The organism is Klebsiella pneumoniae (assembly GCF_000742135.1).
GTDB classification, from domain to species: Bacteria; Pseudomonadota; Gammaproteobacteria; order Enterobacterales; family Enterobacteriaceae; genus Klebsiella; species Klebsiella pneumoniae.
Window position 1 is genome coordinate 397,997 of record NZ_KN046818.1, and the last position, 20,774, is coordinate 418,770.

Annotated in this window: 22 protein-coding genes; 8 read left to right on the forward strand and 14 right to left on the reverse strand. The window is 57.4% G+C overall.

The annotated features are described in order from the left end of the window. Positions 1-33: 33 nt before the first annotated feature. On the reverse strand, positions 34-1,446 hold the full coding sequence (locus tag DR88_RS23055; RefSeq protein ID WP_002887384.1) for an aminotransferase-like domain-containing protein: 1,413 nt from the start codon (positions 1,444-1,446) through the stop codon (positions 34-36). Positions 1,447-1,623: 177 nt separating this feature from the next. Here DR88_RS23055 and DR88_RS23050 point away from each other — a divergent pair, with 177 nt between their 5' ends. The 4 genes from DR88_RS23050 (at position 1,624) to DR88_RS23035 (ending at position 4,544) form a co-directional block, all read left to right on the forward strand. Next, on the forward strand, positions 1,624-1,788 hold the full coding sequence (locus DR88_RS23050) for a DUF1127 domain-containing protein (protein ID WP_004146915.1): 165 nt from the start codon (positions 1,624-1,626) through the stop codon (positions 1,786-1,788). A 163-nt stretch (positions 1,789-1,951) separates the two neighbouring features. Continuing rightward, positions 1,952-2,416 (forward strand): MarR family winged helix-turn-helix transcriptional regulator, encoded by a 465-nt coding sequence (locus tag DR88_RS23045; RefSeq protein WP_004177547.1) that lies wholly within the window; start codon positions 1,952-1,954, stop codon positions 2,414-2,416. Between the two features lie 6 nt (positions 2,417-2,422). Further along, positions 2,423-3,490, forward strand: coding sequence for an HlyD family secretion protein (locus tag DR88_RS23040; RefSeq protein WP_002887394.1), 1,068 nt, complete (start codon positions 2,423-2,425; stop codon positions 3,488-3,490). Then, positions 3,480-4,544, forward strand: coding sequence for a DUF2955 domain-containing protein (locus tag DR88_RS23035; protein ID WP_002887411.1), 1,065 nt, complete (start codon positions 3,480-3,482; stop codon positions 4,542-4,544). The genes DR88_RS23040 and DR88_RS23035 overlap by 11 nt, the downstream gene beginning before the upstream one ends. On the opposite strand, the gene DR88_RS23030 is transcribed toward DR88_RS23035, so the two are convergent. The 8 genes from DR88_RS23030 to DR88_RS22995 all read right to left on the reverse strand — a co-directional run bounded on the left by DR88_RS23030 (position 4,541) and on the right by DR88_RS22995 (position 11,188). Further along, a complete protein-coding gene (locus DR88_RS23030) occupies positions 4,541-4,795 on the reverse strand; it encodes a putative Se/S carrier protein (RefSeq protein WP_004177546.1) in 255 nt (84 codons plus the stop codon). The genes DR88_RS23035 and DR88_RS23030 overlap by 4 nt on opposite strands. Then, a complete protein-coding gene (gene yjiL, locus DR88_RS23025) occupies positions 4,792-5,559 on the reverse strand; it encodes a putative 2-hydroxyacyl-CoA dehydratase activator YjiL (RefSeq protein ID WP_002887413.1) in 768 nt (255 codons plus the stop codon). The genes DR88_RS23030 and yjiL overlap by 4 nt, the downstream gene beginning before the upstream one ends. A 9-nt stretch (positions 5,560-5,568) precedes the next feature. Next, on the reverse strand, positions 5,569-6,720 hold the full coding sequence (locus DR88_RS23020) for a double-cubane-cluster-containing anaerobic reductase (protein ID WP_002887414.1): 1,152 nt from the start codon (positions 6,718-6,720) through the stop codon (positions 5,569-5,571). Positions 6,721-6,817: 97 nt separating this feature from the next. After that, complete coding sequence (locus tag DR88_RS23015; protein ID WP_002887416.1) at positions 6,818-7,057, reverse strand: DUF2164 domain-containing protein; 240 nt, start codon at positions 7,055-7,057, stop codon at positions 6,818-6,820. Positions 7,058-7,082: 25 nt separating this feature from the next. Then, on the reverse strand, positions 7,083-8,324 hold the full coding sequence (mdtM, locus tag DR88_RS23010; RefSeq protein ID WP_004146917.1) for a multidrug efflux MFS transporter MdtM: 1,242 nt from the start codon (positions 8,322-8,324) through the stop codon (positions 7,083-7,085). Between the two features lie 53 nt (positions 8,325-8,377). Beyond that, the gene (locus tag DR88_RS23005; protein ID WP_004146918.1) at positions 8,378-9,670 is read right to left on the reverse strand and encodes a DUF445 domain-containing protein; all 1,293 of its coding nucleotides are present in this window, start codon (positions 9,668-9,670) and stop codon (positions 8,378-8,380) included. Next, positions 9,663-10,325 carry a LysE family translocator gene (locus tag DR88_RS23000; RefSeq protein WP_023313910.1) on the reverse strand — a complete coding sequence of 221 codons (663 nt, stop codon included), beginning with the start codon at positions 10,323-10,325 and terminating at the stop codon, positions 9,663-9,665. Before DR88_RS23000 ends, DR88_RS23005 begins: the two co-directional genes overlap by 8 nt. Positions 10,326-10,372: 47 nt before the next feature. Further along, entirely contained in the window at positions 10,373-11,188 is an 816-nt protein-coding gene (locus DR88_RS22995; RefSeq protein ID WP_004211325.1) for an AraC family transcriptional regulator, read from the reverse strand. 215 nt (positions 11,189-11,403) lie between these two features. Between DR88_RS22995 and DR88_RS22990 the strand changes: the two genes are divergently transcribed. Together DR88_RS22990 and DR88_RS22985 are read left to right on the forward strand one after the other, a co-directional pair. Continuing rightward, positions 11,404-12,342: an Rpn family recombination-promoting nuclease/putative transposase gene (locus DR88_RS22990; RefSeq protein WP_004146920.1), complete on the forward strand. Its 939-nt coding sequence runs from the start codon at positions 11,404-11,406 to the stop codon at positions 12,340-12,342. A gap of 158 nt (positions 12,343-12,500) precedes the next feature. Further along, positions 12,501-13,871, forward strand: a complete 1,371-nt coding sequence (locus DR88_RS22985) for an NAD-dependent succinate-semialdehyde dehydrogenase (RefSeq protein WP_004146105.1) — start codon at positions 12,501-12,503, stop codon at positions 13,869-13,871. Between the two features lie 98 nt (positions 13,872-13,969). Here the strand turns inward: DR88_RS22985 and DR88_RS22980 are convergent, their stop codons facing one another. The 4 genes from DR88_RS22980 to DR88_RS22965 all read right to left on the reverse strand — a co-directional run bounded on the left by DR88_RS22980 (position 13,970) and on the right by DR88_RS22965 (position 18,338). Beyond that, complete coding sequence (locus DR88_RS22980; protein WP_004177540.1) at positions 13,970-14,515, reverse strand: YfaZ family outer membrane protein; 546 nt, start codon at positions 14,513-14,515, stop codon at positions 13,970-13,972. Between the two features lie 391 nt (positions 14,516-14,906). After that, positions 14,907-15,863 carry a GTPase gene (gene yjiA, locus DR88_RS22975; protein ID WP_002887442.1) on the reverse strand — a complete coding sequence of 319 codons (957 nt, stop codon included), beginning with the start codon at positions 15,861-15,863 and terminating at the stop codon, positions 14,907-14,909. Between the two features lie 11 nt (positions 15,864-15,874). Then, positions 15,875-16,078: a YbdD/YjiX family protein gene (locus DR88_RS22970; RefSeq protein WP_002887451.1), complete on the reverse strand. Its 204-nt coding sequence runs from the start codon at positions 16,076-16,078 to the stop codon at positions 15,875-15,877. A gap of 109 nt (positions 16,079-16,187) precedes the next feature. Continuing rightward, a complete protein-coding gene (locus DR88_RS22965) occupies positions 16,188-18,338 on the reverse strand; it encodes a carbon starvation protein (protein ID WP_002887454.1) in 2,151 nt (716 codons plus the stop codon). A 384-nt stretch (positions 18,339-18,722) separates the two neighbouring features. Between DR88_RS22965 and DR88_RS22960 the strand changes: the two genes are divergently transcribed. Both DR88_RS22960 and DR88_RS22955 read left to right on the forward strand, forming a co-directional pair. Next, positions 18,723-19,346, forward strand: a complete 624-nt coding sequence (locus tag DR88_RS22960; RefSeq protein WP_004146923.1) for a hypothetical protein — start codon at positions 18,723-18,725, stop codon at positions 19,344-19,346. Positions 19,347-19,472: 126 nt separating this feature from the next. Further along, positions 19,473-20,183: an ascBF operon repressor gene (locus DR88_RS22955; protein ID WP_002887465.1), complete on the forward strand. Its 711-nt coding sequence runs from the start codon at positions 19,473-19,475 to the stop codon at positions 20,181-20,183. A gap of 74 nt (positions 20,184-20,257) precedes the next feature. Here the strand turns inward: DR88_RS22955 and DR88_RS22950 are convergent, their stop codons facing one another. Beyond that, a complete protein-coding gene (locus tag DR88_RS22950; protein WP_002887467.1) occupies positions 20,258-20,770 on the reverse strand; it encodes a 4-hydroxyphenylacetate 3-monooxygenase reductase subunit in 513 nt (170 codons plus the stop codon). Between the last annotated feature and the right edge of the window lie 4 nt (positions 20,771-20,774).

Sequence of the window (20,774 nt, forward strand, 5' to 3'; positions counted from 1 at the left end):
AGCGCAGCGCCAACGGGGAGAACAGGCTAAACCTCACTCCATCGCCACCTTCACCGCTTCTCCCAGCTTCACCATCACCGCTTTATGTTTCTCGGTCGGCGGCAGGGCGCAGTTGATCCTGACGCAGTTGCGATACTTGCCCGCCGCGGAAAACAGCGAGCCCGGCGCGACCTGGATCTTCAGCCGGCACAGCTGCTTGGCGACGCAGACCATATCTACCTGCTCCGGGAGCTCAACCCACAGCATAAAACCGCCCTTCGGCCGGGTGACGCAGATCCCGCAGGGGAAAAATTCCCGCAGCCAGCAGGTGTAGATCTCGATATTGCGCTGATAGATCTGCCGCATCCGCCGCACGTGGCGGTGGTAGTGGCCTTCGCGAATAAAATTGCAGGCCGCCAGCTGAGTGGAGGGGACGTTGGTCCCGCTGGCGGCGTACTTCATCTGTAGCAGCTTGTCGTAGTAGCGCCCGGGGGCGATCCAGCCGATACGCAGCCCGGGGGCGATGGTTTTGGTAAAGGAGCTGCAGAGCATCACCCGGCCGTCGATATCCCAGGAGTGGATCGTGCGCGGGCGCGGGTATTCGGTGGCCAGCTCGCCGTAAATATCATCCTCGAAAATAACGATATCGTAGCGTTGGGCAAGGTTCAGCACCGCGCGCTTGCGGGCGTCCGGCATGATAAAGCCCAGCGGGTTATTGCAGTTTGGCACGAGGATCACCCCTTTGATCGGCCACTGATCCAGCGCCAGCTCCAGGGCCTCGATGCTGATCCCGGTTTCCGGATCGGTGGGGATCTCAATCGTCTTTAATCCCAGCCCGCGCAGCATCTGCATGGTGCCGTAGTAGCAGGGGGATTCCACGGCGATGATGTCCCCTGGCTGGCACACCGACAGCAGGGCCAGCGACAGCGCGCTGTGGCAGCCGCTGGTGAGCACCAGATCGTCGGCAGTTACCACCGATCCGCCGTCGAGCATCAGGCGGGCGATCTGCTCCCGTAGCTCGCGACGCCCGGCCAGTTCGTCATAGTTCAACACCTCAGTGAGGTTGTGCTGGATAGCCCGGCTCAGTTCACGCCAGATGGGCTTCAGGCTTGGCTGCGTCACGTCCGGCGAGCCGCCGCCGAAGGGGATGATCGATTTATCGTAGCGGGCGTCAAGCATGGTCAGCACCTGATCCCACTGGGTTATCTCCACCGGGCGCTGGACCGGACGCGACATCGGCGGCACCGGCGGCTGGGCTTTGCGCGGGGCGACGAAATAGCCCGATCGCGGCTGCGGCACAATCATCTGCTGCTGCTCAAGCAGCTGATAGGCCTGCTGGACGGTGCTGATGCTGACGCCGTGCTCCTGGCTCAGGCTGCGCACCGACGGCAGCTTTTCGCCATGGCGATACAGGCCCTGTTCGATGCGTTCGGCCAGCAGCGTAGCGAGATGTTGGTAGCGGGTCATGCTGTATCCTTAATTGCCGCCATACAGATGGAATAACCAGTACAGATGGGCGTAAAAATTGGGCTCTGGTGTACGTTTTAGCTAATCTGTATGTTAAAGAAAAGCGTTTTGTGAATCTGTATTCCTTACCCCCAAATCCGTGAAGATAAAGCCTCTGGCAAGGTGAGGAGGTAGAGGATGGAATTTCACGAGAACAGGGCAAGACAGTCATTTATCGGTTTCGTACTGCTGGTGCGGTTTATCAAAAAATGGTGGCTTCAGGAGCAAACGCGCAGAGTTTTGCAGCAAATGAGCGACGAACAGCTGAAAGATATCGGCCTGCGTCGGGACCAGATCAATTAAAACGTGCAGTTTTTACAGGCAAACCTTCTTCATTATCCCGGTGAGCGCAAAGTGCCGCCGGGATACATTCACGAAATTTATCAATTGATGCGGCACGACCTTCCGTTTCTTGATACTTACCCTGATAAGTATTATTTTCTTCTCAATAATGAGAGGAAGCCCCGTGACTGAAGACGAACTGTTTGCCCGCCGCCCGCTGGGGATGCGGATGGCTATGGTGGTGCGCCAGTGGCGCGCCATTATTGACTCCGCTATCACCGATACCGGACTCACCCAGTCCAGCTGGACGGTGCTGATGCAACTGCATCAGCTGGGAGACAACGTCTCGGTCAGCGAACTGGCGGAGGTGCAGGGCATTGAACTGCCGCCGCTAATGCGCACCCTCTCATTACTGGAAAAGCAGGGCTATCTGGTGCGTTCCACATCGCCATATGACAAACGCATTCGCCTGCTGACGCTGACCGCTGAGGGGCGGGCTATTCTGGAAAAACTGAGCTGCGTGATCGAGACCTATCAGGAGCGCGTAACCCAGACCATCCCGGAGGCCGATCTCGCTACCTTCAGCGCCACGTTAAATCAAATCGCCTGCCGTTTGCGGAATATCCGCGAAGAAGATAACAAGATCTAACACACTATGATGACGCCTGAACAAAAATTTGCCCGCTGGGTACGGGTGAGTATTGCCGCTTTTCTGGGAATATTCGCCTGGTTTATCGTTGCCGATATCTGGATCCCGCTGACGCCGGACTCCACCGTCATGCGCGTGGTGACCCCGGTTTCGTCGCGGGTCTCCGGCTATGTCTCGCACGTCTACGTGCACAACAACAGCCAGGTGAAAAAGGGCGACCTGCTGTATGAGCTCGACCCAACGCCATTCATTAATAAAGTTGAAGCGGCGCAGATCGCCCTCGAGCAGGCGAAACTGAGCAACCAGCAGCTGGACGCGCAAATCGCCGCCGCCCGCGCCAACCTGCGCACCGCGCAGTACACCGCGCGTAACGATAAGGTCACCCTCGATCGCTACCAGCGCTTGAGTACGATGCAGAACGTCTCGCAGTCCGACCTCGATAAGGTGCGGACCACCTGGCAGACCAGCGAGCAGTCGGTCTCGGCGCTGAACGCGCAGATCCAGAACCTGCTGATCCAGCGCGGCGAGCGCGACGATAAGCGCAACGTCACCCTGCAAAAATACCGCAATGCGCTGGAGGAGGCGCAGCTGAACCTAGCCTGGACCAAAGTGCGTGCGGAAACTGACGGCATGGTCAGCAACCTGCAGCTGAACCCGGGGATCTACGCCACCGCGGCGACGGCTGTGCTGGCATTGGTTAACAACAACACTGACATCGTCGCCGACTTCCGCGAAAAAAGCCTGCGCCACACCGCGGTGAATACCGATGCGGCGGTGGTCTTTGACGCCCTGCCGGGTCAAGTCTTCCCGGCGCACGTGACCAGCAGCGACGCCGGGATTCTGGCGGGACAGGAGGCGGTGAACGGTCAGCTGTCGCAGCCCGAGCAGTCCACCCGCTGGGTGCGCGACGCCCAGCGGATGCGCATTCACGTCGCGCTGGATCAGCCGCTGGACAAACCGCTGCCGACCGGCGCCCGCGCTACGGTGCAGCTGTACAATAGCGAGGGACCTTTCGCCCGCACCTTCGCCGGCCTGCAGATCCACCTGGTGAGCTGGTTGCACTATGTCTATTAATACCCTGGCGCACGTCTTTACGCCGCACGGCAATATCGTCTACACGGCGAATGATTTTCGCCAGACGGTGCGTATCGCCGTGGCCGGGACCATTGCGCTCAGCATCTCCACCTTCTACGACGTGCAGTACGGCGTATTTTTCGTCGTTTATCCGCTGATGCTGATGTCGCTGGTGCCGATGTTCAACCTGCACGTCGCCCGCCAGTTTATATTTAGCGCGGCGGTAAACTGTGTCGAAATGGTGCTAATTGTCGGCTATTTGTCGCAGTGGCCGGTGATCATGACCCTGGTGGTGTTTGCCCTGTACGTGATGCGTTTCCGCTTTATGAGCCAGGGACCGCTGTTCCTGTTGGGATCGATGGGGGTGGTGTGCCAGAGCACGATGCTCAATTTTATGAGCTATCCCACCAGCAACTGGCACACCCTGATGTTCTCCAATATGGAAGCCTGCGTGATGGCCGTGGCGCTGAGCGCGCTGCTGCATTACCTGATCCCGGACGTCGAACCGCGCAAGCCGCCGCCGCGGATTGAGAAAGACGCCGCCCGCATCCGTCATGAGTCGCTGCTCTCCGGTACGGTAGCGACGATCATCTTTGTGGTGTTTCAGATCTGCGATCTCAGCGACTCGCTGTCGGCGCTGATGGCCGGGATCCTGATCCTGTTCCCGATGCACTATCGCGGGGCGGTGATCAGCTCGATCTGGCGCGTCGTCGGGGTGGTGCTGGCCTGTCTCTATATACTGGTAGTGCAGCTGATTATCTATGATTTCAGCAACCACATGATCCTGATGATGCCGCTGATTGGTCTCGGGCTGGCCTTCAGCGCCCGCCTCCACGTGATGGAGAAAGTGGGCGCCGGGGTGGGCTTCGCCAGCATCACTACCATCGGCATTATGTTCGGCCAGAACCTGCATCCGTATCAGGATCTGGTGTTCAGCGATCTGTACCGCATCACCTCGGTGACGGTCTCGCTGGTGGTGACGCTGACCCTGGTTTTTCTCATGCACCGCCTGCTGAACTGTTTCGCGGCGACGCGTTTTGTGGTGAGCGATTAACCTGCAGGTGGGAAGGTGGCGAGACAGCGCCATGCTTCCCCGTTCTGCTGATACAGCGCCGCCGTCTGTTCCGGGACGATCCAGCCTCGCGCATCGGCTTCCGTCCCCTCCAGCAGGATGCACAGCCCGCAGCCGCTGCGCAGCTGGCGGGGTATATCTTTGACCTCGAAGGCCACTCCCGCCGCCTGCAGGGCTTTGCGCATCCGCACCACCCCCACCGTGGAGTGAAATAAAAACAGAAACGTTGTCATCCGCGCCTCCGCTGGCGCTGGCCGATCAGCGCCGCGCCGATCGCCCCGGCAAACTGGGCGTCGGGATGGGTTGTCACCGCCATGCCGACATGGCTTTCCAGCATCCGGGCAAAGGCGGCGCAGTGACTGACGCCGCCGGTAAACAGCAGCGGCCCCTGCGCCGATAAGCGGCCAATAAAGTTCGCGCTGCGCCGGGCCATGGCGTTAATCACCCCGGCCAGAATCGCCTCCGGCGCGACACCGGCCGACCGCAGGCTAATGACCTCCGATTCGGCAAACACCGTGCACATACTGGTAATGGCGTGCGGTTCCACGCCGTCGGTAATGGCGTCCAGTTGTTCGACGCTGGCGCCGAGGGTGCGTGAAATGACTTCCAGAAAGCGGCCGGTGCCGGCGGCGCATTTGTCATTCATCAGGAAGTCGCTGAGGTTTCCCCCGGCGTCCAGCTGGATAACTTTGCTGTCCTGGCCGCCGATATCAATCACCGTGCGGGTGTCCGGCGCCAGCAGGCGGGCGCCGAGGCCGTGACAAGAGATCTCCGTCACCTGCTTATCGGCAAAATCCACCAGCTGGCGGCCATAGCCGGTGAGGGTTAAAAAAGGCGTCTCCGTGAGGCCAGCGCGCAGTGTCTCCCAGGCCTCGTGGATGGCGTCGGCGGGGCGAAAGGGGGTGGGGCAGAGGAAGCGGCGCACGATGACGCCGTCCGCCAACAGGATGCCTTTTGTGGCGGTGGAGCCGGAATCAATGCCAACCGTATAGTTCACGCCAGCTCCTTAAAGCATTTCGATAAAGGCGGCGACGCGGGTGCTGAGCTGGCCGAGGTCCGCTGTCGAATAGTCGGTTTCAATCGCCATGTAAGGAAGATCGTGCTGTTGGCGCAGATGGCGTTTAATCGCCAGCGATTCCACGGCATAGGTATGGCAGGCCTGCAAAATGACGTCGATCACCCCGTCGGCCTGATACTCCTCCACCATCTGGCTCAGCAGCTGCAGACGCTGGTCGTTGGGGGAGATACAGGAGCAGCCGATGGCGAGATATTTATCGGTTAAGGCGTCGTAGACGTCACCCTCTTCCGCCACGCAGCGCTCGGTCGCTTTCGCGCCGGTGCAGTTCTCATAGCCGACCACCCAGCCGCCGTTTTCCTCGATGGCGCGGACCACTTTTTCCGCCGCGCCGCCGATCGGGCAGCCGGTGATCAGGATCCGCGGACGAGGTTCCAGCCGTTTACCCTGCTGCCACTCCTGATGGATGCGCTCCGCCATGGCATGCAGTTCATCAATCAGGGCGGTTTTGTCGAAACGAAAAGTGGCGCCGTACACCACTTTCAGGATGTCGCCGCCGCTGAGCGCCGGCGGATTGAGCTGCCCGAGACGATAAAAGTGGGCCAGCGCCCGGCGCTCGCGATTTTTCAACACGATGGCTTCGCGCAGCGCCGCCTCGCTAATCGGCGTGCCAAACCGGGCCTCAATCACCTGCTGCAGGCGCAGGATCTCCGTTTTCCACAGTGCGCGCGAGGCGGCATCGCTGGCGCTGTTCGGCAACTGCATGACGTGGACCGCCTTGAACTCGGCCATGTACTCATACATTTTCTTTTTGCCGTCGCAGGTGGTTTCCCCAACCACCAGGTCAGAGAAATAGAAGTAGGGACATTTATCGGTTTTGCCGAAGCCGTAGCTGCTTTTGATAAGCGGGCAGAGGTTGCGCGGGAGATCTTTTTCCGCTTCCTCGATGGTTTCATCGGAGGTTGAGCACAGCGAGACGACAACGGCGCCCGCCGCCATGGCGATCTCCTGGGGCATAAAGGTGCAGTAAGTGCCCACCAGCGGTACGTTCTGCTCTTTAAGATCCATGACGGTGAGAAAGCCCTTCTGGCGAGCTTCTGAGAACTGGTCAAAAATGGCGGGTAGATCGGTGATAAGCGACATGGTTTTCCTTCCCCGTACACGGGAGATGCTGAAAGAGTCGCCATTATAGCCATGGTGTATGCAGGGTTTTATTGATCTCCTGCGTCTGTACGCGGTGTTAATAGACCTTTTTCAAATCCATCTCTTCCTGGATACGCTCGCTCCATGCCTGATGGGTGCGGATGGCCTCTTCGATACCGGCGTTGTAAAACAGCGGCCCCAGCTCTTTGGCGATAAAGTCGACGAAAAATTCGGCGTCAAACTGCTCCAGTTCGAGGTCGAAGGTCTCTGCGCAGTACTTGCTGAGCCTGTCGCGCAGCAGGTCGCGCTGCGCCTGGCTGAGTTCAATGTCATTCATGATGGGGCTTTCTCCGTAAAAGGGCTCACGACTGCCGGGCTTCGATCACCGCTTGTCCGCGCTGGTGGCGTAACAGTCCGGCCAGGCAGCAGGCGGCGACAATCCCGGCGGCCACCGCCAACAGGTGGAAGGGGAGTCTGCCGCCATGGAACCACAGCCAGCGCGCGCCTTCAATTGATAACGCGCTGACGCTGAGGATCACGATATTCAGCGAGGCGGAGACCGTGCCTTTCGGCAGGTCGTTGGAAAAGAGGGTAAAGCGAAACAGCGTCGGGAAAATCAGCCCGATGCCGAAGGCGTAGAAGCAGGTGCCGAGCACCGACCACAGCCAAACGTGGTGCCATACCAGATTGCCAACGATCAGGATGGCCAGGCCGAGCATCTGTACCGGCACCGCGCTGAGGACAAAGCGCGGGCGGGTAGGGTCTTTTACCCAGCGCGCCACCGACAGGTTGGCGATGATAACGGCGCTGAAGACCGGCACCTGGCTCCAGGCGAACTCGCTGGTGGTCAGTCCGCCGGCGTCCATTAAAATCACTGGCGATACCGCCACCCAGCTCATCAGCGGAATATAGCTCAGCGACAGCGTGGCGGCGCCGAGTAAAAAGATGCGGTTGCGAAAGACGTTGCGAAAATCGCGCAGCACGCCCAGGGGGCTGAACGGCACATCGCCGTGGCGCACCGTCTCCGGCATGGTCAACAGCAGGCCGAGCCAGGCTACCAGCCCCATGGCGGCGATAATGCCGAACAGGGCTTTCCAGTGGATGAAATGCATCAGCGCCGCGCCGGAGAGCGGGCCGACGATCGGCGCCACCAGCACGACGGAGGTGATCACTGCCATCAGCCTGATCGACCTTTTTTCCTCAAAGGCCTCCTGTACGGTGACGTAGCCGACGGTGGCGATAAAGCAGATGCTGGTGCCCTGCACGAAGCGGGCAATCAGGAACTGCGTCATGGAGGTGGTGAACAGGGTCGCCAGGCATGCGAGGGTGAAAATTAGCGCGCCGGTGAGCAGCACCGGACGCCGTCCTATCCGGTCAGAGAGCGGCCCCAGCAGCCACTGTAGCGCCATGCCGCCGGCCATATACAGGCTCACCGAGGCCGGAGCCAGCGCCACATCAGCATTGAAATCCCGCACCACGTGCAGGATCCCCGGCTGGATCAGATCGGTAGTGAGATAAGCGGAAAAATCATACAGAATTAACGCCGCCGGGAAGAACAGCGCGGCGGCGTGTCGGCTCAGCCAGTGGGAAATCCTGTGCATCATCTCGCCCTCCCTGTGGAATATTTATCAGCGCTATTGTTCGGATAGTATCATTGCTAACCAATATGCAGATGCAGCAGCGAGGGGATCTGCGAGAGCAGCCACAACAACAGGCCGATGGTTCCCCCCACCAGGGTACCGTTGATGCGGATGAACTGCAGATCTTTACCGATATTGAGCTCGATCTGCCGCGACATATCGCGGGCGTCCCAGCTCTTCACTGTGTCGCTGATATGGCGGGTGAGGAAGGCGGCGAACTCCGGCGCCACCCGGTGCGCCGCCTGCTCCAGGTGTTCGTTAAGCGATTCGCGCAGCGCATCGTCGCGGAGTAAGGTTTCACCGAACCACTGCCCCGCCTCGGCGATACGCTGCTTAATACGTGAGTCGTCGCTGCTGATATCGTTTTTTACCCAGCCGCGCAGGTCGCCCCATACTTCGCCAAGATAGTGGTTAAAGGTCTCATCATTTTTTAGCCAGGCTTTGATGTTATCGGCCTTCTGCGCCATATCCGGGTCGGATTTCAGGTTATCGATAAGCTTTTGCACGGCGCGGTCAAAAGTCTGACGGATCTGATGCGTACGGTCGTGAGTCACCTCGTCCAGCAGGGTATTCACCGCGTCGGTGACCATCTCAGCGCTGTGCTCGCCGAGCCACTCGGTGGGTAGGAGTTTGGCCTTCAGCGGGTGTTCGGTCTCCAGCCAGTGTACGATGCCGCGGGCGATAAAGGCGCGGGAGCTGTCGCGCTGCAGCAGGGCGATCAGTTGGTTTATCAGCGAATCGAGCAGCTTTTGATGGCGATTGTCGCGGGTCAGCCCCTCCAGCATCATGGCGCTGGTCTGCGTCAGGTCGACCTTATCGATAGCCTTATGCACCGCGCGTCGCAGCAGACGTTGAATGCGCGCGTCATCGGTCAGTTCGAGAAAACCGCTCATCACCTGCAGCAGGTGCTGGCCGACCCGTCGGGCGTTCTCCGGCTGGCTGAACCAGTTGCCGAGCATCAGGGCTGGCTGATAGCGGCGGATCAGCGCGACCAGCGACGGGGTATCAAGGAACTTTTCCTCGACAAAGCGGCCGAGGTTGTCGGCGATGCGGTCTTTATTGCGCGGAATAATCGCCGTATGGCGGGCGACAAAGGGCAGCGGAATACGGCGAAACAGAGCCACGACCGCAAACCAGTCGGCCAGCGCCCCGACCATCGCCGCTTCGGAAATAGCTTTTAGCGCACCGACCCAGGGCGACGGTGGTAGCGCGAGGGTAGTGATAAAAATGGCGGCTGCAATCAGCAGCAGCGACAGCGCCAGCAGTTTGGCGCGTTTCAGTTCAGCGAGTTTTTCCATATGCTTAAGCATATAGCCTGACGGCGAGGTCGTGCAAAAATCGCCAGATAATCCCCAGGCCGAAGAGCATCAGGATCGCCCCCGCCGCCCGCTCGACCCGCCAGACGATGGCGCCCAGGCGGCGCTGTATCTGCGGCAGCGCAATCGCGCTCACCAGCAGTAAATCCCAGAAGAACACCACGCTGACCATCCACAACCCGCTCACCGTTTGCTGAAGCAGGGTCACAGCCGGCCCGAGCAGGGAAGTCATCAGCGCCAGATAAAACAGGGCGTTTTTGGGGTTGAGCAGCGATGATCCCAGCCCGAGCAGCAGCTGCCTGCCGAACCCCGGACGCGCTGCGCGAACGCTCTCCACCGCCAGCGTTGCGGGACGGCTGCGTATCAGCAGGCTGCCAATCCACAATAAATAGCCCGCCCCCAGCAGCTCGATGAGCAAAAAAAGCAGCGGCGCCTGGCGCAGAAGCCCCCAGCCGACGATGGCGAGCACAATATACAGCGCATTGCCTGCGGCGATGCCGAGACACAATCCGATGCTGCCGCGGATCCGGTAGCGCACGGCGTAGCCGACCAGCAGAAAAAAATCAGGGCCCGGACTGAGCAGAGCGACAAAGTGGGACAGGGCTAACGCCGGGAAGGCGGCGGGAAAGAGCGTCGATAAGGTATGCATAGTGGCCTCGATAATGGTGCAGAGGCCACCCTACGCCAGGTGGCGTATTACTTATTGTCAGATATTGATCTGCTTTGCGCATACTGCCGCGGCGTGGCGGCGGTATAGCTGACAAAGGTTTTATGGAAATGGCTCTGATCGGCAAAGCCAGCCTGATAGCCAACGTCGGCGATAGGATCCCCGGCGCGTAAGCGCGTTTTCGCATATTCGATGCGCGCCATGTTGATCAAACTGGCAGGCGTCAGGCCGGTATCTTGTTTCACGGCGCGGATAACGGTCTCTTTACGAAGCGCGCTGTCGTGGGCCAGCTTATCCAGCGACGGCGACGCCGGCAGATCCATCGCCAGGCGCTGAAACAGCAGGGCGCTGGCGTGATGTGGCGCCTGCGGCGCGGCGGCGCACAGCGGCAGCGCGTGCAGGAGTTGCGCCAGCCGGGCGGGCAGTTGTTCAAGGCTCCCGCGGTTCATCAGGGCGACAACCTGCTGGAAACTGGCAAAGAGAGGGCTGTCGCGCAGCAGCGGCTGCGGCGAGGTGATACTGGCGCCAGGGGGAATATCCGGGCGCTGCGCGCGGCACCATGTCGCGTCCAGGTAAAGCATGTGATAGCTGCGCGGCCTGTCATGCAGCGGATTACAGCTATGCGGCGCGTGCGGCGGGATCACGATCAGATCCCCGGGCTGTAGCAGGTACTCCTGGCCAGCGCACAGGCAGCGCGTTTCCCCCTCGATAATCGCCCCCACCGAGAGCTGGGGGTGGCTGTGGCGCTTATAGGCCTGGCGGCTGCGCCAGGTGCTGCGCAGCTCCAGCCACGGCAGACGATCGTCTCGCCAGAAGGTTTGGGGAATATCTCGGGTATGGTTCACTGCTTTGGCCTTTGCTGCGGGGATAAGCCGTTTATAGCATGCTGCGCCGAGGCTGTCGCCCGCCTGGATTTGCGTACCGCGTCGAAAAAGGATGTCACGCTTGCAGTCCGGGGAAATATGTTTTCGTAGCGGAATGTAAAATCCCGGTTTCCGGGGTGCCAGAGACATTCATGGGATGTAGAGTCCCTGCAGGATAAGCAGGCAGGGATGAGCCGATGGCAAAGGGCACCACCTCGACGCCGCATGATGCGGTGTTTAAACAGTTCCTCACTCAGGCCGACACCGCGCGCGATTTTCTGGCGATCCATCTACCGCCTGCGCTGCGTCAGCGCTGCGACCTCGATACCTTACAGCTGGAATCGGCAAGCTTTATCGAGGAGAGCCTGCGGGCCTGGTACTCCGATGTGCTGTGGTCACTCAAAACCGCGTCTGGCGAGGGCTACATGTATGTGGTTATCGAACATCAGAGCTCGCCGGATGCGCAGATGGCCTTCCGCCTGATGCGCTACGCCATCGCCGCGATGCAGCGCCATCTTGATGGCGGTCATACAAAACTGCCGCTGGTGGTGCCGATGCTCTTCTATCACGGAGCGACCACGCCATACCCGTGGTCACTCAACTGGCTGGACTGTTTTGCCGATCCACAGCTGGCGAGTGAGCTTTATATCTCGCCCTTTCCGCTGGTGGATGTCACGGTGATCCCCGACGATGAGATCGTTCGCCACCGGCGCGTGGCATTACTCGAGCTGATACAGAAGCATATTCGCCAGCGCGATTTAATGGGCATTGTTGAGCAACTGACGACGATTTTACTTAGCGGGGACGCTAATGACAGACAGCTAAAAACGCTGTTTAATTATCTGCTGCAGACTGGCAACGCGCGCCGCTTTGGCCGGTTTATCCACGAAGTGGCGCAACGGGTTCCTCAGCACAGGGAGAGATTGATGACCATCGCTGAAAGATTACAGGAAGTGGGCCGCAGAAAAGGCAAACGGGAAGGCCGGCTTGAAGGCAGACAAGAAGGCCGGCAGGAAGGACAGCATGCCGAGGCGCTGCGCATTGCCCAGAGGATGCTGGCCGACGGCATTGCCCGCGAGACGGTGGTGAAAATCACCGGCCTGACCGCCGACGAGATCGCCGCGCTGGCGCATTGATAACGCCGGGGCGGACTGACGGTCGCCCCGGTTAGCCTCTTTATGGAATATTCCGGATATACCTAACTTTACCCGCATCGCCAGCCATCTCGACTACCCTTAATATCCTTAACGGCATTTTTGACTGCCTTAGTAGCGATAACAAGGAGACATGCGATATGGCCTATCAGACGGTGAATCCTGCGAACAATCAGCTTATTAAAACGTACCCGGCGCACAGCGATGCGGATGTGGAGGCGGCGCTGCAGCAGGCGGATGCGCTCTACCATTCTGCCTGGGCAAAAGGCGATATTGAACCGCGGCTGGCGGTACTGCATAAGCTGGCGGATCTGATCGATAGCCGGGCGGAGGAGCTGGCAAAAATCGCTAGCCAGGAGATGGGGAAACTCATTAAGCAGAGCCGCGGCGAAGTGAAACTTTGCGCGCAGATCGCCCGCTATTACGCCGATAACGCCAAATCGTTCCTGGCGCCGGTGAAGTATCCCTCCGAACTGGGTGAAGCCTGGGTTGAGCACCATCCCATTGGCGTCTTACTGGCGGTGGAGCCGTGGAACTTCCCCTATTACCAGCTGATGCGCGTCCTGGCGCCAAACCTGGCGGCCGGTAACCCGGTTATCGCCAAACACGCCAGCATTGTGCCGCACTGCGCGGAGACCTTTGCCCATCTGGTGCGTGAGGCCGGCGCTCCGGAGGGGGCGTGGACCAACCTGTTTATCTCCCAGGATCAGGTGGCGAAGATTATCGCCGACGATCGCGTGCAGGGCGCGGCGCTAACGGGGTCGGAGAAAGCCGGCAGCGTGGTGGCGGCGCAGGCGGCGAAGCATATTAAGAAATCAACGCTGGAACTGGGCGGCAATGATGTGTTTGTCGTGCTGGACGATGCCGACCTGGAGCGCGCGGTGAAAATCGGCGTCCAGGCGCGGCTGAACAACGCCGGCCAGGTGTGTACCGCTGCCAAGCGCTTTATCCTGCACGAAAATATCGCGGATGCGTTCCTGACAAAATTTAGCGAGGCGTTTCGCCAGGTGAAAATCGGCGATCCGCTGGATGAAAGCACCACGCTGGGGCCGCTCTCTTCCAAAGATGCGCTGGATACCCTAAGCAAACAGGTGGACGAGGCGGTGAAAAATGGCGCTAAGCTGCATCTGGGCGGCAAAGCGGTGGCTCGAGAAGGCAATTTCTTTGAACCCACCATTTTGACCGGTATCACCCGTGATAATCCGGCGTACTTCGAAGAGTTCTTTGGCCCGGTGGCGCAGATCTACGTGGTGAAAAACGATGAGGAGGCAATCCAGCTGGCCAATGATTCCCACTATGGTCTGGGCGGCGCGGTGTTCAGTCAGGATATCGAACGCGCCAAACGGATGGCCTCCGCCATTGAAACCGGAATGGTTTATATCAACTGGCTCACCGATACCGCGCCGGAGCTGCCGTTTGGCGGCGTGAAGCGTTCCGGTTACGGACGGGAGCTCTCCGATCTCGGCATCAAAGAGTTTGTGAACCAGAAGCTGGTGGTGGTGCGCCGCTAAGCCTATGACCCGGCCATAAAAAAACCTGCCATTCGGCAGGTTTTTTTTATGGCTAATGCTCAGCGCACCTTAACTTTATCGCGGGGCGTTGACCATAATCAGAAGGTGACCCCGCCGCCCACATAGGCGCCATCAATCAGGGTGTGGTTCGGGCGACCCTCTTTACCGTCAACGCTCACATGGCGGTAACCCACTTTCAACGTCACTGGACCAATCGGAGACCAGCTCACGCCGCCGTTCGCTTCAACATAGTTTTTCACGCTGTTGTTCAGACCATCCGGCGCGACATACCCTTCGCCAAACACGTGGATGCTGTCGGTCAGGGCCACGTTCACTCCGCCGCCGACCGGAAACGCGACGCCGTTATCGCCTTTTTTCGGCCCGAGGTAGATGGCTTTCGCGCCGGCGTTGAGCATCACCGGGCCCACTTCCAGGTTGTAACCCGCGCCCACGCCGCCGGTCTGGCTACCATCATCGGTATTCTTCAGCCAGTGGCTTTCGGCGTACAGTCCAGAAGAGGATTTACCCATTTCCATATTCAGATTAGTGAAGTTTTTACCCTGTTCAACGGTAAACCCCACCGCCATGGCGGAACCAGAGACCGCGGTCAGGGCTGCAAGAATAAGGATGTTAAGCTTTCTCATGGTTTACTCCTCGTCAATAAAGTTGTCTGAGGGCACCTTAACAAGCGATGTTTACCTCTGCAAATGTGACTTGCGTCGATTTTTTATGCTGGTTTTGTCAGGAAGGTGTTTTGAAAATGTTGTAATGGCGTTGGGTTACGGCGAGGTCAATCATCAAATTTAGCCTGTTTAGCCGTGGTTTAATTGGTGGGCTAAACAGAAACTGAACAGAGCAGTCATTAATTATTAAGGGGCCTATTCATTCAGTTTCTTATAATTTCCAAAAATGTTTCTACTGTTACTTATTAAAACGTTGCTTTACATTTTTCGACGCGCTGCCGACGTTTGGTCCCTGTTTTTGACGAGGTCTCAGAGGGAAGGGGGCCTGCGCCTTAGGGCGCAGGCGGGCAGGTTAGCGTCGTAACCCGGCAAACGCCGCGCGAATTTCCTCTTCCGGCAACTGAATGCCGATAAACACCAGCGTGCTGTGCGGCGTTTCATCGCCCCACGGGCGATCCCAGTCGGCGCTGTAGAGGCGCTGCACGCCCTGGAACAGCAGGCGATTTGGCTCGCCGTCGATCCACAGCATGCCTTTATAACGCATCAATTGCTCGGCGAAGGAGAGCAGCAGATTTTCCATTACCCGTGAAACTTCACTGATATCCACCGGATAGTCGAGCTCGACCACAATCGACGAGACGTCATTCTGTTTTTCTGCCACAAAATGAAAGCGCGGTGTGGCGCTGACAACCTTCTCTTCCAGCATAAAACCGCTGGTGTTAAACAACTGGCTTAAATCGATATCGCCGTGAATGACGGTATAAATCGGCGCCCGCGCGTTAATGCGCGCCAGCCGTTCACGCAGCTTTTCGGTGTCGCCGGCGACGTCGGTTTTGGTTAACAGGATCCGGTCCGCGTAGCCGACCTGCGACTGGGCGATGGTGAACTGATCCATCTGCTGGTCGGCATGGACGGCGTCAACCAGGGCGATCACGCCGTCCAGCAGATAGCGCTCGCAGAGCACCTGATGGGAGAAAAAGGTCTGGATAATCGGCCCCGGGTCGGCCATGCCGGTGCATTCAATCACCAGCCGGTCAAACTCGATTTCGCCGCGATCGCGACTGTCGAGGAGATCGAGCAGGGCGTCTTCCAGTTCGTTGGAGCGTGTACAGCAGATACAGCCGTTGGTCAGGGTTTTAATCTGCGTGGCGCGGTCGCCGATCAGCTGATCGTCAACGGAGACTTCGCCGAATTCGTTTTCAATTACGGCGATTTTGAAACCGTGCTGCTCATTGAGGATATGGCGCAGCAGGGTGGTTTTTCCTGCGCCGAGAAAACCGGTGAGTAGGGTGACTGCAATCGGTGCCATTATTGCCTCCATTAACAGCAGCGTACGCCGCCTTTGCCGTCGCCGCCGTAGCGGGCCTGCTGGCGTTCGCGGAAGAATTCTTCATAAGTCATGTACGGCTGATCCGGATGGTTGGTTTGCATATGCGTGACGTAGTTGTCGTAATCCGGAATGCCAATCAGCATTTTTGCCGCCTGACCGAGATATTTTTTTGCCTGACCTAAGTTACCAAACATTATAAGTTCCAGATAACGAATAAAGCCGGATGGCGGCTAGCGCCATATCCGGCCTACGTTAATGCGCTTTTGGTAGGCCGGATACGCGTAGCGCTATCCGGCATCAGGGTTAATGATGTGACGAGGTCTTCACGCCGCCTTCCGGTACCGGCACATACGGAGTCTCTTTGTCGGTACGCACCTTATTGTTGCGGACATTGAGCCAGGTTTTGATGCCGTAGAAGATGATGCTGTACACCACCACCAGGAACAGAATACTCAGGCCGGCGTTGGTGTAGTTGTTGACCACGATATGGTTCATGTTGGCGATCTGCTGCGCGGTCAGCTCGCCGCCGGCGGCAATCTTCTCTTTATATTGCTGAGCCATAAAGAAGAAGCCTTCCATCTGCGGGTTGCTGCTGAACAGCTTCAGGCCCAGCGCCCAGGTGGTGCACAGCAGCAGCCATGCCGCCGGGATAACGGTGACCCAGATATATTTGGTGCGCTGCATCTTGACCAGCACCACGGTGCCAAGCACCAGCGCCACGGCGGCCAGCATCTGGTTAGAGATCCCGAACAGCGGCCACAGGCTCTTCACGCCGCCCAGCGGGTCGACCACGCCCTGATACAGCAGGTAGCCCCACAGCCCGACGCAGCCGGCGGTACCGATAATCCCGGCGACCAGCGAGTCAGTTTTTTTCAGGAACGGCACGAAGTTACCCAACAGATCCTGCAGCATAAAGCGGCCTGCGCGGGTACCCGCATCCAGCGCGGTGAGGATAAACAGCGCTTCAAACAGGATACCGAAGTGGTACCAGAAGCCCATATCCGCCATCGGGATGATTTTATGGAATACGTGGGCGATACCGACGGCCAGCGTCGGCGCGCCGCCAGCGCGGTTCAGTACCGAAGGTTCGCCGATATCTTTCGCCGTCTGCAGGATCTGCTCAGGTGAAATCACAAAGCCCCAGGAGCTGACGGTCGCCGCCGCGTGGACGGTGACTTCTTTCAACTGCGCGGCGATCATCGCCGCGTTTTCACCGCCCATTTCATGCAGGTTCGGCATGACGATGCCCAGTCCCGCCGGCGGGGTGTTCATCGCGAAGTAGAGACCCGGTTCGATAATCGAGGCCGCAACCAGCGCCATGACTGCAACAAAGGATTCCATCAGCATCGCGCCGTAGCCGATAAAGCGGGCATCGGTTTCGTTGGCCAGCAGCTTCGGCGTGGTGCCGGAAGCGATCAGCGCATGGAAACCGGAGACCGCGCCGCAGGCGATGGTGATAAACAGGAACGGGAACAGCGCGCCTTTCCACAGCGGGCCGGTACCATCAATGTACTGGGTCACTGCCGGCATTTTCAGGTCCGGGTTGAGGATAACGATCCCCAGCGCCAGGCCGACGATTACGCCGATTTTCAGGAAGGTGGCCAGATAATCGCGCGGCGCCAGAATCAGCCATACCGGCAGCAGCGCGGAAATAAACGCGTAGCCAATCAGGGTAAAGGTGATGGTGGTGTCTTTAAAGGTCAGCGCCGGGCCCCAGTACGGGTCGTGGGCAATCACGCCGCCGAACCAGATAGAGGCCACCAGCAGCACGATACCGATAACCGACACTTCACCGACGCGGCCTGGGCGCAGGAAGCGCATGTAGATCCCCATAAACAGGGCGATAGGCACCGTCGAGCAGACGGTAAACACGCCCCACGGGCTTTCCGCCAGCGCTTTCACCACGATGAGCGCCAGCACCGCGAGGATGATGATCATAATCAGGAAGCAGCCGAACAGGGCGATAGAGCCCGGAACCGGCCCCATCTCCTGTTTAATCATCTCACCCAGCGAGGCGCCGTTACGCCGCGAGGAGATAAACAGCACCATGAAGTCCTGTACCGCGCCCGCCAGCACCACGCCGGCCAGCAGCCACAGGGTACCCGGCAGATAACCCATTTGCGCGGCCAGTACCGGGCCGACCAGCGGGCCGGCGCCGGCGATCGCGGCAAAGTGGTGGCCAAACAGCACGTAGCGGTTGGTTGGCACATAGTTCAGGCCATCGTTATTAATGACCGCCGGCGTGGAGCGCGTCGGGTCAAGCTTCATCACCTTCTGCGCGATGTACAGGCTGTAATAACGGTAGGCGACGAGGTACACAGAAACCGATGCGACGACGATCCACAGGGCACTGACGTGCTCACCGCGGCGCAGGGCGACGACTGAGAGGCAAAATGCCCCGATGATTCCGAGAATCACCCAGGGTATGTGCTTGAATAGTTTTTTGGTATCCATAGTAAAACCTGGCGTTAATTAGATGAATAATTGGCCGAAGCCGTCTGGTTTTAAGTAAGGGTTGATGGAGGTATTGATTAGCTAGGCTGCCTCCGATCTTGCCAGAACAGCGCGCGCGTAAAGTTGGGTAAATCGGTGAGTGGTTGTATAGGGGGTTAAGCGGTTACTTGCGGGGGTAAGCGGTTAGATATGAGTACGAGAGCGCGTAAATGTGTGATTAAGCTCACAATATTATTCTGCGCATCTCAAAGATATGCTTTCAAACTGAGGATAACGGTTTTTATCACCCGCAGATCACTATCTTTATTTCAAGTAGAGGTATTTTGATATTATGCTGACTTTGCCATGTCGTATGGATAGCGTTTAACAAAGGGAATTCGAGTTATGAAATTTGTAAAGATAATGATCATCGCCAGTGCTTTTTACTTAACATATGCTCATGCAAGAGAGATACATCAGGCTGTTGATGAGCCGGCAGCCCCTTATAATTTGCGCTGGGGGATGAGTTACGATGAGGCCAGAAACACGCCTTTATATTCTCTGGAGGTATCAGATATCAATTATGCCGGAAAAGACCCGGATCTGATTATCTCAACGCTGACTCCCCAGGAAGTGGGGGCGTTGAAATATCAGGAGATGAAGCTTTATTTCGATAAGAATAAAGGGCTAAAAAGTGTTTTTGTTAGCGCTGATGTTGATTCCAGTCAGCAGGCCTATAAAGTTGATGATGGCCGGGAAGCACTCGCCTTATATAATGAGGAAGTTAAGGTTCTTGATCGAGAATATGGGCCAGCGACAATCAAAGAAGAGTTCATTGCAGAAAGAGGGAAATTCTATCAAAGTCTTGCCGCCTGCATTGCAAAACAGCAGGAGTGGTATAATAAAAGATTAGATCTGAATAAAATAACAAATTGTTCAACCTGGCAACGTACTTATAAAAAAGGTCGGGTAACCGTTTTGCTATACATCGAACCGAGACAAGTTTCCAAACATTATATTTATAAATAAATTAAAGGACTTAACGGTGAGAATGTATAAGATTTTTTTAGAATTATTGCCATGGTCATTATGGTTATGATCCTTTCTGATTGTCGTCAGTCGTATTATATTGCCAGAAATACGGGGCGCAATATAATGACCTTATCCGACCATCAGCGCGCTAAATCGGCGTTAAACGCTAACGATTTAAATGCAGCTCAGGGCTACCTGACGGGAGAAAAATACAATAATCGCTACAGGCCTGTTAGCGGTGAGGAATCCTGGGGAAGTTTACAATATCGGGCGGCGAAAATCGTCGCCAACGCCGCGGCGAACGGTCAAAAAGTGCGTGATGATGCGCTCTATCTCGCTTATATCTCTTTGTTTGAAGCAGAAGAGGGAGTGCCCGAACATCCCGATATTATGTTGGGTTACATGCATAAAGCCATGGCGCTACTGTTAGCGAATCCGCAATTACTCGATAAAATCGATTCTAAAAATGTCAGTACTTTACCCAGCCAGTTTACCCTTGAACGCTATGCTGTATGGCAATATTTATACGATGGCGGCGAGATTGACTGGACCAAAAAAGCGCCTGAAGGTGAAGGTTATACAATTGCTGGTGAAAGCTATCAGACCTGGAATATCAAGTTAAAAAAAGCCATCTGGAATCGGGGAGACGCTTTTTTAACAAATATAGGTAAACAACAATTTATTCATGACGCTATAGATTATTCGCAATTTCCGGTTATTGCCTGTACCGCCAGGCGAAAAGGCTGGCACTTAACATTACCTGCTGACTACCGGGAACAAAATTTCCGCGGCGGTGGACGTTTTGATTGGGCTTCATGTCGCGCTGTTGAATAAGGCTGGCGGGTGAGATGACGCATATTAAGCGCCAGGTTTACGTATCGGGCGATAAGTAAACCTGGGCGCGGATTTTAGACTGCGACTTCCATTTCCATCATCACCGGATGGAAACGGCGTTTAAAGTAAATCAGGCCGTGCCCTTGCGGGCTCAGGGTAATATTCCTGATCTCCACCAGATACACCAGGTGGGTGCCGATGGTTTGCACCTGGCTAATCTCGCCTTCGAGGCTGGCCAGCGAGCCTTTCAGCACCGGCTGCCCGAGCGCGCCCTGCTGCCAGCCGCTGAGGGCAAACCGTTCTTCCATCGTCACCCCGGTCATCCCGGCGAAATGACGGGCCATGATTTCCTGCTCGTGGTTCAGCACGTTGATGCACAACTTGCCGTTGCCCTGAAACACCGGGTTCATCGCGCTGTTGGCGTTGATACAAACCATTACCGATGGCGGCGTATCCGTCACCGAGCATACCGCCGTGGCGGTAATGCCGCAGCGGCCGGCTTCGCCTGCGGTGGTGACAACGTTAACCGCAGCCGACAGGCTGGCCATGGCATCGCGAAAACGCAGGCGTTGTTCATCTAATTGCATTATG

Coding starts and splice junctions, on each gene's coding strand:
- DR88_RS23055 (WP_002887384.1), bottom strand. CDS start 1,446: ATGACCCGCTACCAACATCTCGCTACGCTGCTGGCCGAACGCATCGAA.
- DR88_RS23050 (WP_004146915.1), top strand. CDS start 1,624: ATGGAATTTCACGAGAACAGGGCAAGACAGTCATTTATCGGTTTCGTA.
- DR88_RS23040 (WP_002887394.1), top strand. CDS start 2,423: ATGATGACGCCTGAACAAAAATTTGCCCGCTGGGTACGGGTGAGTATT.
- DR88_RS23035 (WP_002887411.1), top strand. CDS start 3,480: ATGTCTATTAATACCCTGGCGCACGTCTTTACGCCGCACGGCAATATC.
- DR88_RS23030 (WP_004177546.1), bottom strand. CDS start 4,795: ATGACAACGTTTCTGTTTTTATTTCACTCCACGGTGGGGGTGGTGCGG.
- DR88_RS23020 (WP_002887414.1), bottom strand. CDS start 6,720: ATGTCGCTTATCACCGATCTACCCGCCATTTTTGACCAGTTCTCAGAA.
- DR88_RS23015 (WP_002887416.1), bottom strand. CDS start 7,057: ATGAATGACATTGAACTCAGCCAGGCGCAGCGCGACCTGCTGCGCGAC.
- mdtM (WP_004146917.1), bottom strand. CDS start 8,324: ATGATGCACAGGATTTCCCACTGGCTGAGCCGACACGCCGCCGCGCTG.
- DR88_RS23005 (WP_004146918.1), bottom strand. CDS start 9,670: ATGCTTAAGCATATGGAAAAACTCGCTGAACTGAAACGCGCCAAACTG.
- DR88_RS23000 (WP_023313910.1), bottom strand. CDS start 10,325: ATGCATACCTTATCGACGCTCTTTCCCGCCGCCTTCCCGGCGTTAGCC.
- DR88_RS22990 (WP_004146920.1), top strand. CDS start 11,404: ATGGCAAAGGGCACCACCTCGACGCCGCATGATGCGGTGTTTAAACAG.
- DR88_RS22985 (WP_004146105.1), top strand. CDS start 12,501: ATGGCCTATCAGACGGTGAATCCTGCGAACAATCAGCTTATTAAAACG.
- DR88_RS22980 (WP_004177540.1), bottom strand. CDS start 14,515: ATGAGAAAGCTTAACATCCTTATTCTTGCAGCCCTGACCGCGGTCTCT.
- yjiA (WP_002887442.1), bottom strand. CDS start 15,863: ATGGCACCGATTGCAGTCACCCTACTCACCGGTTTTCTCGGCGCAGGA.
- DR88_RS22970 (WP_002887451.1), bottom strand. CDS start 16,078: ATGTTTGGTAACTTAGGTCAGGCAAAAAAATATCTCGGTCAGGCGGCA.
- DR88_RS22965 (WP_002887454.1), bottom strand. CDS start 18,338: ATGGATACCAAAAAACTATTCAAGCACATACCCTGGGTGATTCTCGGA.
- DR88_RS22960 (WP_004146923.1), top strand. CDS start 18,723: ATGAAATTTGTAAAGATAATGATCATCGCCAGTGCTTTTTACTTAACA.
- DR88_RS22955 (WP_002887465.1), top strand. CDS start 19,473: ATGACCTTATCCGACCATCAGCGCGCTAAATCGGCGTTAAACGCTAAC.
- DR88_RS22950 (WP_002887467.1), bottom strand. CDS start 20,770: ATGCAATTAGATGAACAACGCCTGCGTTTTCGCGATGCCATGGCCAGC.